14 protein-coding genes are annotated in these 14,612 nt (G+C 54.9%); 11 read left to right on the top strand and 3 right to left on the bottom strand.

From position 1 onward, the window contains the following. Nucleotides 1-45: 45 nt before the first annotated feature. The 4 genes from ACZ5M3_RS07575 (at nucleotide 46) to ACZ5M3_RS07560 (ending at nucleotide 2,473) form a co-directional block, all read left to right on the top strand. A complete protein-coding gene (locus tag ACZ5M3_RS07575; RefSeq protein WP_464839070.1) occupies nucleotides 46-762 on the top strand; it encodes a creatininase family protein in 717 nt (238 codons plus the stop codon). After that, a complete protein-coding gene (locus ACZ5M3_RS07570; RefSeq protein ID WP_464839069.1) occupies nucleotides 762-1,403 on the top strand; it encodes a hypothetical protein in 642 nt (213 codons plus the stop codon). The genes ACZ5M3_RS07575 and ACZ5M3_RS07570 overlap by 1 nt, the downstream gene beginning before the upstream one ends. A 40-nt stretch (nucleotides 1,404-1,443) precedes the next feature. Then, nucleotides 1,444-2,256 carry a hypothetical protein gene (locus ACZ5M3_RS07565; protein WP_464840818.1) on the top strand — a complete coding sequence of 271 codons (813 nt, stop codon included), beginning with the start codon at nucleotides 1,444-1,446 and terminating at the stop codon, nucleotides 2,254-2,256. Nucleotides 2,257-2,323: 67 nt separating this feature from the next. Next, the gene (locus tag ACZ5M3_RS07560) at nucleotides 2,324-2,473 is read left to right on the top strand and encodes a DUF7128 family protein (protein ID WP_297093145.1); all 150 of its coding nucleotides are present in this window, start codon (nucleotides 2,324-2,326) and stop codon (nucleotides 2,471-2,473) included. A 74-nt stretch (nucleotides 2,474-2,547) separates the two neighbouring features. Here the strand turns inward: ACZ5M3_RS07560 and ACZ5M3_RS07555 are convergent, their stop codons facing one another. Both ACZ5M3_RS07555 and ACZ5M3_RS07550 read right to left on the bottom strand, forming a co-directional pair. Next, nucleotides 2,548-3,555 carry a cell wall-binding repeat-containing protein gene (locus ACZ5M3_RS07555; RefSeq protein ID WP_464839068.1) on the bottom strand — a complete coding sequence of 336 codons (1,008 nt, stop codon included), beginning with the start codon at nucleotides 3,553-3,555 and terminating at the stop codon, nucleotides 2,548-2,550. A 45-nt stretch (nucleotides 3,556-3,600) separates the two neighbouring features. Then, nucleotides 3,601-4,275 (bottom strand): metal-dependent hydrolase, encoded by a 675-nt coding sequence (locus ACZ5M3_RS07550; protein WP_464839067.1) that lies wholly within the window; start codon nucleotides 4,273-4,275, stop codon nucleotides 3,601-3,603. Nucleotides 4,276-4,460: 185 nt separating this feature from the next. Here ACZ5M3_RS07550 and ACZ5M3_RS07545 point away from each other — a divergent pair, with 185 nt between their 5' ends. The 7 genes from ACZ5M3_RS07545 (at nucleotide 4,461) to ACZ5M3_RS07515 (ending at nucleotide 13,597) form a co-directional block, all read left to right on the top strand. Next, a complete protein-coding gene (locus ACZ5M3_RS07545; protein ID WP_464840816.1) occupies nucleotides 4,461-5,840 on the top strand; it encodes an acetate--CoA ligase family protein in 1,380 nt (459 codons plus the stop codon). An 11-nt stretch (nucleotides 5,841-5,851) separates the two neighbouring features. Beyond that, nucleotides 5,852-7,792 carry an indolepyruvate ferredoxin oxidoreductase subunit alpha gene (gene iorA, locus ACZ5M3_RS07540; protein ID WP_464839066.1) on the top strand — a complete coding sequence of 647 codons (1,941 nt, stop codon included), beginning with the start codon at nucleotides 5,852-5,854 and terminating at the stop codon, nucleotides 7,790-7,792. Continuing rightward, nucleotides 7,789-8,403: an indolepyruvate oxidoreductase subunit beta gene (locus ACZ5M3_RS07535; protein ID WP_464839065.1), complete on the top strand. Its 615-nt coding sequence runs from the start codon at nucleotides 7,789-7,791 to the stop codon at nucleotides 8,401-8,403. The genes iorA and ACZ5M3_RS07535 overlap by 4 nt, the downstream gene beginning before the upstream one ends. 81 nt (nucleotides 8,404-8,484) lie before the next feature. After that, nucleotides 8,485-9,519 carry a DUF2357 domain-containing protein gene (locus tag ACZ5M3_RS07530; protein ID WP_464839064.1) on the top strand — a complete coding sequence of 345 codons (1,035 nt, stop codon included), beginning with the start codon at nucleotides 8,485-8,487 and terminating at the stop codon, nucleotides 9,517-9,519. Between the two features lie 8 nt (nucleotides 9,520-9,527). After that, nucleotides 9,528-10,124 carry a nuclease domain-containing protein gene (locus ACZ5M3_RS07525; RefSeq protein ID WP_464840814.1) on the top strand — a complete coding sequence of 199 codons (597 nt, stop codon included), beginning with the start codon at nucleotides 9,528-9,530 and terminating at the stop codon, nucleotides 10,122-10,124. Then, nucleotides 10,118-12,409: an McrB family protein gene (locus ACZ5M3_RS07520; RefSeq protein ID WP_464839063.1), complete on the top strand. Its 2,292-nt coding sequence runs from the start codon at nucleotides 10,118-10,120 to the stop codon at nucleotides 12,407-12,409. The genes ACZ5M3_RS07525 and ACZ5M3_RS07520 overlap by 7 nt, the downstream gene beginning before the upstream one ends. A 63-nt stretch (nucleotides 12,410-12,472) precedes the next feature. After that, nucleotides 12,473-13,597, top strand: coding sequence for an AAA family ATPase (locus ACZ5M3_RS07515; RefSeq protein ID WP_464839062.1), 1,125 nt, complete (start codon nucleotides 12,473-12,475; stop codon nucleotides 13,595-13,597). 1 nt (nucleotide 13,598) lies between these two features. On the opposite strand, the gene ACZ5M3_RS07510 is transcribed toward ACZ5M3_RS07515, so the two are convergent. Then, entirely contained in the window at nucleotides 13,599-14,609 is a 1,011-nt protein-coding gene (locus tag ACZ5M3_RS07510; protein WP_464839061.1) for a histone deacetylase family protein, read from the bottom strand. Nucleotides 14,610-14,612: the final 3 nt, after the last annotated feature.

Raw genomic sequence — 14,612 nt, 5'->3', positions numbered from 1 at the left:
GAAAAGGCTTATGAGGATTCACGCCCAAGGGCAATAGGGATACTCATGAGGATAGAGGAGCTAACGTGGCCCGAATTCGAGGGCATTAAGGAGCGTGTTGACACCGTTGTGATTCCAGTGGGGAGTGTTGAAGCCCACGGAAGGCATTTGCCCCTTGGAACCGATGTCTTTGCCCCCGTCGAGATAGCAAAGCGGGTCGAGGAGAGACTCCACCGGCTGGGCGTTGAAGTTCTCATAGCACCACCGATATGGTACGGGCATACCTTCGTTCTCGATGTATATCCTGGAACCATAAACGTGGCCGCCGAGGCACTCAAGGCATACGTTCGCGAGATAATGAAAGAGTTCGCCGCCGAAGGGTTCAGGAGGATCGTTCTCCTCAACGGGCACGGTGGGAACTACTCGCCGCTGGTTCTCGCGGCAGAGGAAGTTGCCGGAGAGTTCCCTGAGACCGAGGTCTGGCTCATAAACTGGTGGCTGGACTTCCGCGAGGACATACTGAGCATATGCTCCAGCCAGGGACATGCCGGCCAGGACGAGACGTCTGTGATGCTGGCAATAAGGCCGGAGCTCGTGAAGATGGAAAACGCCCGGGGAGAAAAGAGAGGTTCAAAGGTGAGGGTAATCAAAAAGGACATAGGAAAGGAGCTGTTCCCCGACGGTGTGAACGACGACCCCTCCCTGGCGACGGCGGAGAAGGGGGAGGCGATCCTGAGCGTCGTTAGTGAAAAGATAGCCCGTCTTATGGCGGGGGGTACGTGATGGGACGGGAAGAGGTTCTTGAGGAGGTCGATAGGCGTATAAAGCGTCTGCGGGCGGAGATGGAGCTGGCGGAGGAAAGGCTCCGATACCTTGACCAGATAGGTGCCCCCTCCAAGTACCGGGCACTCCAGAGAAAGGACTACTCGGTTTACTACCTTCTCCTGATGGCAGTGTGGGTTCTCCTCGGATTCCTTGCGCTCATGGCCATCAGCCACCGCCTCCCCTACGGGTTCAACTTCCCCCTTCTCCCGTATCTCCTCATAGTGCTCGTTGTGATCGTCCTTCCACTGGCCTACTACTACCTCAGCAGGAGGGGGGAACCAAAAACACCCATAGACGAGCTTGAGGAGCGGGAAAGACTCGCAAGACTTGTGCTTTCCCTCTTCTACCATCCCCTGCGCGAGGCCGTTGAAAAAGACGACAGAAAGGCCATGGAGAATCTCGCCGAGGAGCTCCTCAACAACCCCCTACTCGCGGAGGCCGTGGAAAAAACGAAGGAGGGAGACCCAAAGGTCATGGCCTACGCCCTGTACCTGTACGCCACATACCGCCCGGAAATGGAAGAGGAGGTGAGGGAAACACTGTCGGTTCTCGGAAACAGGCCCCTGAGGACCCTCCTCTCCACCCTTGTGGAGGGCTAAGGTTATAACCCCTCCCGCCGTTCTTTATCCGGTGAGACGGTTGAGGTTGGAAGTTCTGAGTAAAGATGACATGAACGCCCTCTCGAGGGAACTGAGCAGGGCGGGGATAATGAACAGAACCCGTGAGGAGGTAACCCCCCAGATTTCCCACTACGTCGTTGTGGAGGGCACCTACGCCGAGCTCGTCGAAAATGCCCAGGGGATAGAGCCCCTGCAGGAGAGCCTCGATGAGCTGAAGTTCGCGTTCGAGGAAATAATTGGGGACTGGGAGCCCGGCCAAGAGAAAGCCCTCGACGGACTGTTTGACGAGTCGGATTTGGGAAGGCTCCTTGTACTTACGGCACTGATAGAGAGCGGCGCGGTGGTTGAGGAGGATGGAAAGCTGGTGCTCGTGAAAAAACCAGCCCTGGGGTCCCTTAGGGTGGAGCTCCGCTTCCCTATAGACGAGGTCGAGGAGTACCTCGAAGAGTTTGAGAAGCGCTTTGAAACGGGAATGATAACCGAGTACACGATGGAGAAGAGGTACTTCGTCGAGGTGATGGAGGTCGACAGGGAGCTGGTCGAGGCGGCCCTTGAGATAGCTGGGGAGTACGCCACTGAGGAGAGCATAGTTGAGGCGATGTTCGACGGCATAGCCCGCTCCGTTTTGGCGGACGTAATCCTGGAGCTGGCAAAGAAACACCGGAAGAAGAACGACCTCATAGACGCCCTACTGGAGAGGGAGCCCATAGTCGTCGAGGGCGAGCACGAAAGGCTCAACATATACTTCGATGAGGAGGCCATAGAGGACTTCCTCAAGGAGCTCCAAACACTTGGCTATATGAAGGTTAAGGGCAACAGGATATGGGTTTGATTTCCCTTTCCAGCATTCCTCCTCCGTAAAATTTTAAAAGGGCTTTTCTCACCTAACGCCGGAGGTGGTGGCAGTGGCGGAGCTGAGGGCGGTTATATTCTACGACCGCGACGGCACCCGCTACTACCGCTGCCCGCGCTGTGGTATGCTCTTCAGGAACTCCAAGGACTACACGAGGCACGTGAACAAGTCCCACGGCCATCTCTTCAAGAAGTGACTCTTCCTTTTTCTTCGGGATGAGGAGAACGGCCAGGTCTGAAAAGTGATGAGCGGTTTCGGGCTTGCCGACCGTTACTCCCTGAGGATTATCTCCTTTGTGAGCTTGACAATGAAGGTCTTCCCGACTTTCTCCCTCTCGACGAGCTGCTTCTTTTCAAGCTCCTGAATGATCCTGCTTATAGTCGGTCTGGAGTAGCCCGTGAGTTCCGGCAGCTCCTCCTGCTTGATAACGCCCCCCTTCTCGAGGATTGCCTTGACCACTATGCGCTCCTTCTCGGTCAGCACCTCGATGGGGACCCTGTTGGCCGCCCAGCGCTTCTTTGCGTAGTACAGGGAGACCGGAATTGCAACGGCGAGCGAGAGTATCACCGCCGCTATTATCAGCACCCAGTTGGTCTCCTTGGGCTGCTCCGGAAGCCTTATCTCCAGGTTCTCCTTGACCCAGTAGGTCTGGTAGCCCATCTCCTCTATCTTCTTCTGGACATCCTTGGACATGCCAGCACCCATCAGCTCCACGAGCTCCGGGTTGAGCTTCTTTATCGCGTTGGCCGTCGAATCCGAGAGGGCGTCCTCCTGGGTTAGGAGGAGCGGGTAGCCGTATATCATCGCCCACCTGGCGGCCGCCAGTGCCGAACCGTAGTCGCTGGAGCTGGCGACGACGACTATGTCGGCCCCGTCCGGATAAAAGTGCAGTGCCAGCTTTGCGGCGGTCTCCGTCCTAACCGCACCGCCTATCCTCTCGACGATGAAGCCCATGTTCAGCAGCTCGTCCTGGACGTTGTCGCTGACGGCCTGGGAGTCGCCTATTATGAGCACGTGATTCCATCCGAACTGGGCGTAGCTCTGGAGCTGGACTATGGTGCCAGGATCAAGCTCCTTTGGATTAACGGGGAGAATAGGGACGTCGAGCATCTTCGCGTAGGGAAGTGCAACGATATAATCAATCATGTCATCGTTCCGGACTATGATTAAATCGTATTCGGGCTTCTCGCCCCCCGCCTGCTGGGCGGAGGAGAAGGGAAGCAGGAAAGATGAGAATGCCAGCAGGATGAGCACCAGTGCCAAGGCCCTTTTAATCATTCCATCACCTGAAAAAAGGGTAGGGAAAGCTCCTTAAAAGGTTTTTCAAAGCTCCAGGGTTTCCCCGGGTTTGAGTATTACCACCTCTGCCCTATCCCCAACCAGGTTTCTGAACTCCTCGGGGTCTGCTGCTATTGGGGGCCAGGTGTTGTAGTGCATCGGCACGACCTTCCTTGGCCTGAGGAACTCAACGGCCTTCGCCGCCTCCCTGACGCCCATCGTGAAGTGACCGCCTATCGGGAGCAGGGCAACGTCTATCGGCCCGTAAAGCTCGGCGAAGAGCTCCATGTCCCTGAAGATGTAGGTGTCGCCGGCGTGGTAGATCCTGACGCCGTCGAGCTCAACGATGTAGCCGCAGGCGCTTCCTATGCTGTACTTACCGTCGCTGCTGGAGTGCCAGGCCGGAACCTGGACGATCTTAACCCCGTCAACCTCCGTCGGGCCGTAGTTCATGCCTATGGTGGTTATGCCGCCCTCGCTCTCAACGAGGTAGTTGGCTATGTCGTACATGGCGACTATTTTCGCCCCGGTTCTCCTGGCTATCGCGGCCGCATCGCCGACGTGGTCACCGTGGGCGTGAGTTACGAGTATGAGGTCCGCATCGAGCTCCTCAGGCTTGGCGGCGGCTGCCGGGTTTCCTGTCAGGAACGGGTCTATCAGTATCTTCCTGCTCCCCTCGATCAGAAAGGCAGCGTGGCCCAGAAACTTCACCTTCACCATGATACCACCCCGACGGATATAATAACCAGAACTTACTTAAGTCTTTCGACGGCACAAAATATGCACAGTGGTGTCCTTTTTAGCCCATCAGGGCTTTACTTTTCCTCGTCCGTGCTCATATTTGCCTCGCTGTCCTTTTTAGGAAAGCTTATATAGAATCCCACAGACTTTAGGCCGGTGATGTGATGACGTTTGATTACTTCTTCAAGCCAAAGGGTATAGCGGTTATTGGAGCATCCAACGACCCGCTCAAACTTGGCTACGAGGTCTTCAAGAACCTTAAGGATTACAAAGACGGTAAGGTTTACCCCGTGAACGTCAAGGACGAGGTCGTTCAGGGAGTCAGGGCATATAAGAACGTAAAGGACATCCCGGACGAGGTTGACCTGGCAGTCGTCGTAGTTCCCAAGCGCTTTGTCAAGGGTACCATAGAGGACTGCGGCGAGAAGGGCGTCAAGGGAATAATCCTCATAACGGCCGGCTTCGGTGAGGTCGGCGAGGAGGGCAAGAGGGAAGAGCGCGAGCTCGTTGAGATAGCCCACAGATACGGCATGCGCATAGTCGGCCCCAACTGCGTCGGTATAATGAACACCCACAACTCTATGAACGCGACCTTCGTGACCAACGCGAAGAAGGGGGACATAGCATTCATAAGCCAGAGCGGCGCCCTTGGAGCGGGCATAGTCTACAAGACGGTCAAGGAGGGAATAGGCTTCTCCAAGTTCGTCAGCATAGGCAACATGGCCGATGTGGACTTCGCAGAGTTCATGGAATACCTGGCGGACACGGAGGAGGACAAGGCAATCGCGCTCTACATCGAGGGCCTGAAGAACGGAAGGGCCTTCATGGAGATAGCCAAGCGCGTTACCAAGAAGAAGCCGGTCATCGTTCTCAAGGCGGGCAAGAGCGAGAGCGGGGCCAGGGCCGCTTCGAGCCACACGGGTTCTCTCGCCGGTTCTTACAGGATATACGAGGCGGCCTTCAAGCAGAGCGGTGTCATAGTCGCCGATACGATAGACGACATGCTCAGCATGGCGAGGGCATTCACCCAGCCACTGCCGAAGGGCAGGCGCGTCGCCATAATGACCAACGCCGGTGGCCCGGGAGTCCTCACCGCGGACGAGATAGACAAACGCGGGCTGAAGCTCGCCGACCTTGAGGAAGGGACAGTTGAGGCCCTCAGGTCGTTCCTTCCACCGATGGCCGCCCTGAAGAACCCAGTCGACATGATCGCAAGCGCCAGGGGAGAGGACTACTACAAAACGGCAAAGCTCCTCCTTGAGGATCCCAACGTTGACATGCTCATAAGCATATGCGTCGTCCCGACCTTCGCGGGCATGACGCCAACTGAGCACTCGGAGGGCGTTGTGAGGGCTGTTAAGGAGGTCAACAACGGCAAACCGGTTCTCGGTCTGTTCATGGCAGGCTACGTGAGCGAGCCCGCGAAGGAAGTTCTTGAGAAGGCAGGCATTCCAAGCTACGAGAGGCCGGAGGATGTCGCCGCCGCAGCCTACGCCCTCGTCGAGTTTTCAAAGGCTAGGGGAGTATTGGAGGAAGAGGAATGAGGTGATTTTGGATGGCGAAGGTTACCGACATGGTTTTATGGGACAAGCCGGGGGAGAGGGTTCTGCTCCTCGGCAACCAGGCGATAGCGAGGGGCGCGCTTGAGGCGAACGTAGCAGTCTACGCCGCCTATCCGGGAACCCCGAGCTCGGAGCTGACAGACACAATGGCCATCGTCGCCAAGAAGGCCGGCGTATACATGGAGTACTCGACCAACGAGAAGGTCGCCTTCGAGACGGCTTTAGCAGCTGCCTGGAGCGGTCTCAGGGCAATGACAGCGATGAAGCACGTCGGTCTCAACGTCGCGGCAGACACCTTCCTCAGCTCCGTTGGCATGGGCGTTGAAGGCGGATTCGTCATAATGGTCGCCGACGACCCGAGCATGTGGAGCAGCCAGAACGAGCAGGACACGCGCGTTTACGCGAAGTTCGCCAACGTCCCGGTTCTTGAGCCGAGCTCGCCCCATGAGGCGAAGGAAATGACGAAGTACGCCTTTGAGCTCAGCGAGAAGTTCAAGCACTTCGTTATCCTCAGGACTACCACCAGAACCTCCCACGCGAGGGGCGACGTCGTTCTCGGTGAGCTGCCGGAGGAGATAAAGGCCGGAAAGAGGAAGTTCGGAAAGTTCAAAAAAGACCCCAACAGGTTCGTCGATGTCCCCTCCAACGCGAGGAAGTTCCACCCGGTAATCCTGGAGAAGATCGAGAAGATCAGGGAAGAGTTCAACGACATGCCCTTCAACTGGATAGAGGGAGACGAGAACGCCAAGGTCGGCATTATAGCTCCGGGACTGAGCTATGCGTACGTGAAGGAAGCCCTCCACTGGCTCGGCGTTGAGAACGTCAAGGTTCTCAAGCTCGGAACCCCGTTCCCCGTTCCCTACGGCCTGCTTGAGAAGTTCATGGACGGCCTTGAGAAGGTTCTCATCGTCGAGGAGCTTGAGCCCGTCGTCGAGGAGCAGGTCAAGACCTGGGCCTACGACAAAGGCCTGAGGATACCGATACACGGCAAAGACCTCGTGCCCAGGGTCTACGAGATGACGACCAGGAGGGCCGTGACGGCTATAGCCAAGTTCCTCGGCATTGAGGTGCCACTCAACTATGAAGAGCTCGACGCCAAGTACAGCAAGGCCCTGGAGATAGTCCCGCCGAGGCCGCCGAGCCTCTGTCCGGCCTGTCCGCACAGAAACAGCTTCTACGCAATAAAAAAGGCCACCCGCGCCAGGGGCATCTACCCGAGCGACATTGGCTGTTACACCCTCGGTCTGCTCCCGCCGCTCAACGCGGTTGACACCACCGTCGCGATGGGCGGCTCGATAGGCATCGCCCACGGGCTTGAGATTGCCCAGCACGGTTCCCTGAGCGAGGAGCAGAGAAAGAAGGAGAAGAAGGTCATAGTGGCCACCATAGGTGACTCGACCTTCTACCACACCGGACTTCCGGCACTGGCCAACGCCATCTACAACCGCTCCAACGTGCTCATAGTCGTCCTCGACAACCTCGTCACGGCAATGACGGGCGACCAGCCGAACCCGAGCACCGGCCAGACGCCCCACGGCATGGGTAAGAGGATTCCGATAGAGGACGTCGCCAAGGCGATGGGTGCGGACTTCGTCGAGGTCGTTGACCCCTACGACATAAAGAAGACCTACGAGGTCATGAAGAAGGCCCTTGAGGTCGAGGGGGTCAGCGTCGTCGTGTCGAGGCAGGTGTGTGCCCTCTACAAGATAGGCCAGATGAGGAGGAGGGGCGAGAAGTGGCCGATATACTACGTCGACGAAGATGCATGTACCGGCTGTAAGGTCTGTATCAACGCCTACGGCTGTCCGGCCATCTACTGGGACGAGGAGAAGAAGCAGGCGAGGATAGAGCCCAGCATGTGCTGGGGTTGCGGCGGATGTGCTCAGGTCTGTCCGTTCGGTGCCTTCAAGCCCGTGGAGGAGGGAGAGGAATGAAGGTTAAGGAGTACAACATAGTCATCGCCGGTGTCGGCGGCCAGGGTGTCCTTACGGCCGCCAACATCCTCGGCTGGGCCGCCCTTCACGCCGGCTACAAGGTGAGGATGGGTGAGGTTCACGGCATGAGCCAGCGCTTTGGAAGCGTCGTTTCCTACGTCCGCTTCGGCGAAGAGGTCTACGGCTCGATGGTTCCCGAGGGCAAGGGCGACGTTATACTCGGCTTCGAGCCGGTGGAAGCTCTGAGGTACATCAACCACCTCAGGGAGGGTGGAATGGTCGTCGTCAACACCAAGCCCATCGTTCCCGTCCAGGTCTCGATGGGCAAGGCCCGCTACCCCGAGCTGGAGGAGATAAAGAAGATCGTGGAGGAGGACTTCAGGGCCAAGTGGATCGGCTTCAACGCAGAAGATCTCGCCATAAAGGCCGGCCACGTCGTCACGACCAACACTGTCCTCATCGGCGCGCTGACGCAGATCCCCGAGTTCCCGCTGGATGAAGACCACGTCAGGGAGGTCATAAGGCTCAGCGTCCCGCAGAAGGCCGTCGACATGAACATGAAGGCCTTCGACCTCGGAATAGAGGCGGCCAAGAAGATTCTGGGGCTTTGACGCCCCTCATTTCTCTTGTCCATTTTTGTCCCGTCCAAAACGCTTATTAGTTCTTAGACGGAGTAACGCTTTGGTGCAATCATGAACTGCATTGATGGTAAGTGGTCCCATAACTGGAGAATATTCTCCGCCAAAGACGGCTGTCGGGCATTTAGGGGAACGGACCGAATCTACCTGCTGGAGTGGACGAACTATTACGTGGAGGGCAAAGATAAGGGTATCAAAGCTGTTCTAATCAACGGCAAACCAGCCAGAAGACTCAAAAATGGCCTTTTTCTAGTATCCTTTGGAAACTTCATCGGACTTTCGGAACTGACGCTCCTTTTCGAAGACGGAGGAACGATAAACGTCCCCATTGAGGTGCTCTCCCTTAAAGTCCCGAAGATGTATCCTGCAATTTTCTCATCCCTTGAGGGCCATGGAATTGAGAGGCTCTCCCGTCTTCAAGACATTTTTGTTGATGCGTTAACGGCGGATATACTCCACTACTCAAGTTCCATACCATTCCATCTCGGGTCTCTCACGGGCTTTTCGACAGAAGAAAGCGACGAGCCTATCAACGAGCTCTTCGCCTACCATTATCTTCGCTCGAACGGCGAGAGAATCATCAGCGCCTTTGAGACAGTGCTCCACCGGATGAAGAGAAAGCTGGTCGTTGAAGGGGCGTGGTTACGACCTGATGAGGTTGATGAGGTAACCCCCGAAACCCTTCTCGCCATAATCCAACATCCCGAGTATCTGGCACCGGCGGGGGAAGGCGTCCTGATAGCTGAGCATCTTAACGGCTACGTCCCCACGAGAGTCCTCGGCTTCAGAAAGTATGAGAGTGTTGATACGCCTGAGAACCGCTTTGTCAAGTATTTTCTCAACTTGCTCATAGATTGGAGTGAACGCGTGATTGAATCTTTGGGGGACACGAAGGAAGCAGATATTGGGCCTATTGGGGAACTTCTAGGAGAGCTCGAATTTATAGCAAGCGACGGCGTTTGGGAAGATGTAGGTGAAATGGAGGGCTTCCCGTACACTTCGCAGACGCTCCTAAAGGGGACGGCTACCGCGACCTTCTCGAACTCTACCGTAAGTTCACGGCGTACGTTCCTTTCTTTGAGGAGCTAAAGCAGGCGATTGACAACAAGGACATCCCCAAGCTGTATGAGTACTGGGCGTTTTTCAGGCTCGTTGATGAACTTGGAGAGATTCTTGGAAAGAAAGAGCTCAAAATCCATGTGCTTCCGGCGGGCGAGCTCTCCGAAAGCGGAGACGTTTACGCTGAATTCGACAGCGGATGGAGGCTTTACTACAACAAGCTGCTGACTCCAAGGAGGTGGAGTTACTCGGTGACGCTCAGACCAGACTTCTCGCTATTTAACGGGAACCCATCAAAGAAAAGCACGAAACTCATTGGAGTCTTCGATGCAAAGTTCAAAGTTGAGGTAGTTGACAAAAAGAAGGAAATTGAAGATTTCGCTGACGAGGTCGAGATGGCAGAGAAAACTGACGACTACACCACCTGGGCTAAACTTGAGGATATCTACAAGATGCATACATACCGGGACGCACTTGGGTGCAGGTTCGCGGTTGTGGTTTATCCTGGGGAGAGGAGTGTGTTTTTTGATGTGAACGGGAACAAAGTCGACGGTTTCGCAATTGCCCATATTTTGGCCGGGAATCTAGATGGTGTTGGTTATTTGAGGCTGATTCCGGAGGTGGAAATATGGTAGTCACCAGAGAAGATGCGGAGAATCTCCTAAATGAAATATCCGGGGAATTTTTAAGAAAGGTGCAAGGAGAAACGCCCAAGCCCTCAAAAATAAGGTACTTCGATGAGCACCAGGTTGTTGAGGTTAAATTCGATCTGTGGCACAGGTATGTAAACAGACGGAAGCATGAAGTCTCCTATATGTGGACAATTTATTTAAGAACTCAAAGGATTAGGTACGGACTTGCCGTTTCCTGTTCCTCTGCCGACGCCAGTGAGCGAGCGTTAATTAAACTACTCGGGGAGGACACGATTAAGTCCCTAAAGGAGAGGGGCCTTTCTATCATACGGCTTGACCGCAGGGTGATGCTGGGAAAAGAGATGTCTCTGGATGCTTTTGGGGAAGCCCAGAAAGAGGAAAGCCTGAATCTGATGCTGGGTGTGCACTCGTTCCTTGCCAACAATATCTCCACGTTCGAGGAGAGTTCCTGCTTTGACGGTGGCAATGACTCTCTGGTTCAGGCTCTAAAGGAAATGAAGACTCGTTATGAGATGGAGTGGGAAAATAATGGGAAGCCCCTAATTGATAAAGCCCGGGAAGAGGTAATCAAATTCGCCAAAGGAGAGTCTGATGAATTAAACCTGCCTTCAAAAGGGGATGCTGGGCGTCTGCTCTGGTTTGTTGCAGGAGGAGTTAGTGACAGAGGAGACCCGGATAGGCTCAGAGAGTTCTTGAGGGCGCTAATAGGGACGTCTCCTGAGAATGCAATACAGCTCGTGCGAGAGTACTCCCACAAAATAAAAGGGACCAGCATGCTGGGCATCATAAATCTGGCTACACTGGTCTATCCAGAGGACCTTATGCCCCTATGGGGCAGTGCCAGGGATCCACGGGGTATTTTAAATCCACACAGTTCAAAACTCTTGAGAATCTCAAAATCCGCCTCCGCCCTAAAACCCGAGGAATATGCAGAGCTGCTAAAGCGTGTAAGGGATGCCTCCAGAAGAGCTGGAATCTCAGACCTCTGGGAGACCGCGTTCTATCTCCTAAAAATGGGCTATAACAAAGATACTGAATTATCCAGAGGGATTGAAGAGATCGACCAGTTGGTGCAATCCCTAAACTCATATCTCGCCTCAAAGGGCTACCTCTACCCGGAACACCTTGTCGCCCAGTTCTACACTGCCCTAAAGACAAAGGGCTTTGTCATTCTCTCAGGTTTAACTGGAACTGGAAAGACAAAGATAGCCCAAGAGCTGGCTGAACTTCTCGATCCATCAAAAGAAAACCCCTTATTCCTGCCCGTTAGGCCGGACTGGCGCGATTCCAAGGCACTTCTCGGCTACTACAATCCGTTGACTGGGGAGTATCAAAGAACCAAGCTACTCGACTTTATCCTAAAAGCCATTGAGGACTACAAGAATAACGGTGCCAATGCAAAGCCTTACTTCCTCCTCCTTGACGAGATGAACCTGGCCCACGTTGAATACTACTTCGCCGACTTTCTAAGCGTGCTGGAAAGTGGTAGGGATGATGGAGGTTTCACTAGGGAACCGCTCAGGCTCCACGATAGTGATGAGATTGTCCAGAAGCAGAGGATTCCAAAAGAGCTTTACCTCCCGCCGAACCTCTACATAATCGGCACCGTCAACATGGACGAGACAACTTACGCATTCAGTCCAAAAGTCCTTGACAGGGCCTTCGTTGTGGAGTTCCACGATGTTGACCTTGAGGGCTATCCACCGGCCGGCGAAAGCTCGTCAGGGAACTTTGAAAGTTTGAGAAACGCCGTTCTCGCTGACCTGAAGGGGCCCAATGGAAAGTTTCTCGCCCGTCAAAAAGAGGACATTAACTCTGTGGTAGGAGAGTTTAAGGAAAAGTATGGTGATTACTGGAAACTCCTGAAGAGATTGAACAAGGCTCTTGAGCCATACGATCTCCACTTTGGCTACCGTGTCGTCGATGAGATTGCTTTATTCTTCAGGAGCGCGAAGGAAAGCCAAGAAAAAGAAATCGTCGAGTTCGAAAGTGAGGACGAAATCTTCGACTTGGCACTGCTCATGAAAGTCCTCCCGAAGTTCCACGGAAACAGGAAGAGGCTTGAGAAGCCCTTGAGAGAGGTGCTGAAGCTCTGCCTTGCAGATGGTTCACAAGTCAACGTGAGTGAGTTGAGAGGTAGGGAGATCGTTGATATCATTAGAAACTGGGAGGAACACAACAAAAACTTCCGCTTTAAGCACACAGCTAAAAAAGTCCTCCGCATGCTGCGGCAGCTCTATGAGATAGGCTTTGCGAGCTTCAGCTGACCTTTCCCTCTTTTCGAAACCCTTATAACTTACCCTGGGGTAAGCAGCTTACGGTGGGGTAAGTTGCTGTTCGACCTCCAGCCCAAGACCAAGAGAGAAGACCTGTACGACCGCGAGAAAGAACTTAAGGAGTTCCAGAATGCCATAAACCTAAGCGAAAGGCTGGTTCTGCTCCTCGGGATCAGACGCCTTGGAAAGAGCTCCCTCCTCAACGTCGCTCTTGCTGAGTCAGGGATGCCCTACGCCAAAATCGACGTCCGCTCCCTGTACTTCACTCACGGCTCGATACCCCAGGAGATTCTGGCGAGAAAAATCCTGGGCTCACTGCTATCAACGGTCTCCACAAGGAAATCCCTCCGGCTGAGGCTTGAGAAGATGTTGAACTCGATCAGGGGTCTAAAAGTTTCAGGGCTTCACGTCGAGTTCGAGAGAAAACCCGACCTAGCTGAGATTCTGGAAAAGATCGATTCCTGGGCTGAAAAGGAGGATATCAGGGCTATAATGGCCTTCGATGAGGCCCAGTACTTAAGGCTCTCAGGCATTCAATACGACGGCCTGATAGCCTACGCCGTTGATAACCTTCCAAACGTTACCTTCGTCCTCACCGGATCCGAGATGGGGATGCTCCACGACTTTCTTGGCCTCGACAATCCAAAAAAGCCACTCTTCGGGAGGTACGCAAGGGAGATAATCCTTGAACGGTTCAACAGGAAACAGAGCATGGACTTTCTCAGGAGTGGTTTTGAGGAGCTTGGGACCGAGGTTGACGATGGGGAGATAAAAAGAGCCGTTGAGAGGCTTGACGGAATCGTCGGCTGGCTGACAACCTATGGCTACCTGAGGGGAATAAGGGGACTCCCCGAGAGGGACGCCCTTGAAGAGCTGTTTCAGCGGGCCCAGGCACTGGTCATGGAGGAGCTATCATCCCTTCTCTCTTACAGCAGGAGGTACGGGCTGATACTCAAGGCGGTCGCCCTTGGAAATGAGAGCTGGAGCGACATAAAGGAGTACGTGGAATTCAAAGGAGGGCGAATAAACGATGCAAAGTTCTCCCTCCTATTGAAGAACCTCACAAAGTACGGCTATTTGACAAAGAGCGAGGGGAGCTACTCCATCCCAGACCCCGTTGTCAAGGAGGTGGTCAGGAAGCTCAGCTTACCCCCCGGTAAGCCACTTACCCCGGGGTAAGCTATATCCCCCAGAACTCCCTCTGGATTTCGAGGACAGTTTTCACCGTTCTTACGGCCTCGTAACTGGGCTCGATGCCCCGTTCCTCCACGCTCCCCTCAAGATACCCCCTGACAAAGGCGGGGAGGCCCCTCATCAGCCCGACGGAGTAGCCACCTTCAAAGATGACGGCCAGGGAATAGCGGGAGAGCGTCGCACCGGCGTAGCGGAAGAACCGTTCCGTCAGTCTAAGCGTCGTGAGGAGTTCGCCCTGGAAGCCGTCAAAGCCGGCCGAGACGACCACAGCATCGGGTTTCGTTTCCTCCAGGACTGGAAGGACGATTTCCATCCACGCGAGGATGTAGTCATCGTCGGTGGAGTAGTGGGGCATCGGGAGGTTGACCTTGCTCCCCTCCGCACCCTTTCCTCCGATGTCGTGTTCGTAGCCGCTCCAGGGGTAGATGTCGCGCTCGTGGAGGTCGATGTGGACAACGTCCCCATCGTTCCAGAATATCTCCTGCGTACCGTTGCCGTGGTGGGCGTCGAAGTCAACGACCACAGCCTTTCCCCTGCGCTCCTTGAGGGTGTAAGCCGCAAATGCGCTGTTGTTGAAGATGCAGAAGCCGAGGGTTGAGGCGTTGAAGGCCCTTCCCGACCTGCCAGCATGGTGTCCGGGCGGTCTGACGAGCGCCAGGTAGAGATCCCCATCCTCTACTGCCGCCTCAACTGCAGCCCTCGCCGCACCGACTGCCAAGAGAGCGGCTTCCCACGTGCCGGGGGACACGTAGGTGTCGGGGTCGAGGTACGAGAAGCCCCCTTCGAGCCCCCGAATCCTCTCCACGTACTCCCCATCGTGTATCAGAAAGAGATCCGAAGGCGATGCCGGGCTGGGCTTCAGAATTTTTTCCTCATCCCACAGCCCGTTTTCGGAAAGGCCCCTTATCGCATAGTCCAGCCTGGTCGGGTTCTCGGGATGATAACCCTCGGGTCTGTGCCCCCTGAAAATGGGGGAGTAAAAGATTCTGAGGGACAAGAG

Source organism: Thermococcus coalescens, from assembly GCF_055392585.1.
This window is presented reverse-complemented; position numbering and strand designations above follow the sequence as displayed.

What these genes read in the sequence shown, in the direction of transcription:
- iorA (WP_464839066.1), top strand. Translation starts at nt 5,852, where the DNA reads ATGGCGAAGGTTACCGACATGGTTTTATGGGACAAGCCGGGGGAGAGG.
- ACZ5M3_RS07570 (WP_464839069.1), top strand. Translation starts at nt 762, where the DNA reads ATGGGACGGGAAGAGGTTCTTGAGGAGGTCGATAGGCGTATAAAGCGT.
- ACZ5M3_RS07555 (WP_464839068.1), bottom strand. Translation starts at nt 3,555, where the DNA reads ATGATTAAAAGGGCCTTGGCACTGGTGCTCATCCTGCTGGCATTCTCA.
- ACZ5M3_RS07520 (WP_464839063.1), top strand. Translation starts at nt 10,118, where the DNA reads ATGGTAGTCACCAGAGAAGATGCGGAGAATCTCCTAAATGAAATATCC.
- ACZ5M3_RS07550 (WP_464839067.1), bottom strand. Translation starts at nt 4,275, where the DNA reads ATGGTGAAGGTGAAGTTTCTGGGCCACGCTGCCTTTCTGATCGAGGGG.
- ACZ5M3_RS07530 (WP_464839064.1), top strand. Translation starts at nt 8,485, where the DNA reads ATGAACTGCATTGATGGTAAGTGGTCCCATAACTGGAGAATATTCTCC.
- ACZ5M3_RS07575 (WP_464839070.1), top strand. Translation starts at nt 46, where the DNA reads ATGAGGATAGAGGAGCTAACGTGGCCCGAATTCGAGGGCATTAAGGAG.
- ACZ5M3_RS07535 (WP_464839065.1), top strand. Translation starts at nt 7,789, where the DNA reads ATGAAGGTTAAGGAGTACAACATAGTCATCGCCGGTGTCGGCGGCCAG.
- ACZ5M3_RS07545 (WP_464840816.1), top strand. Translation starts at nt 4,461, where the DNA reads ATGACGTTTGATTACTTCTTCAAGCCAAAGGGTATAGCGGTTATTGGA.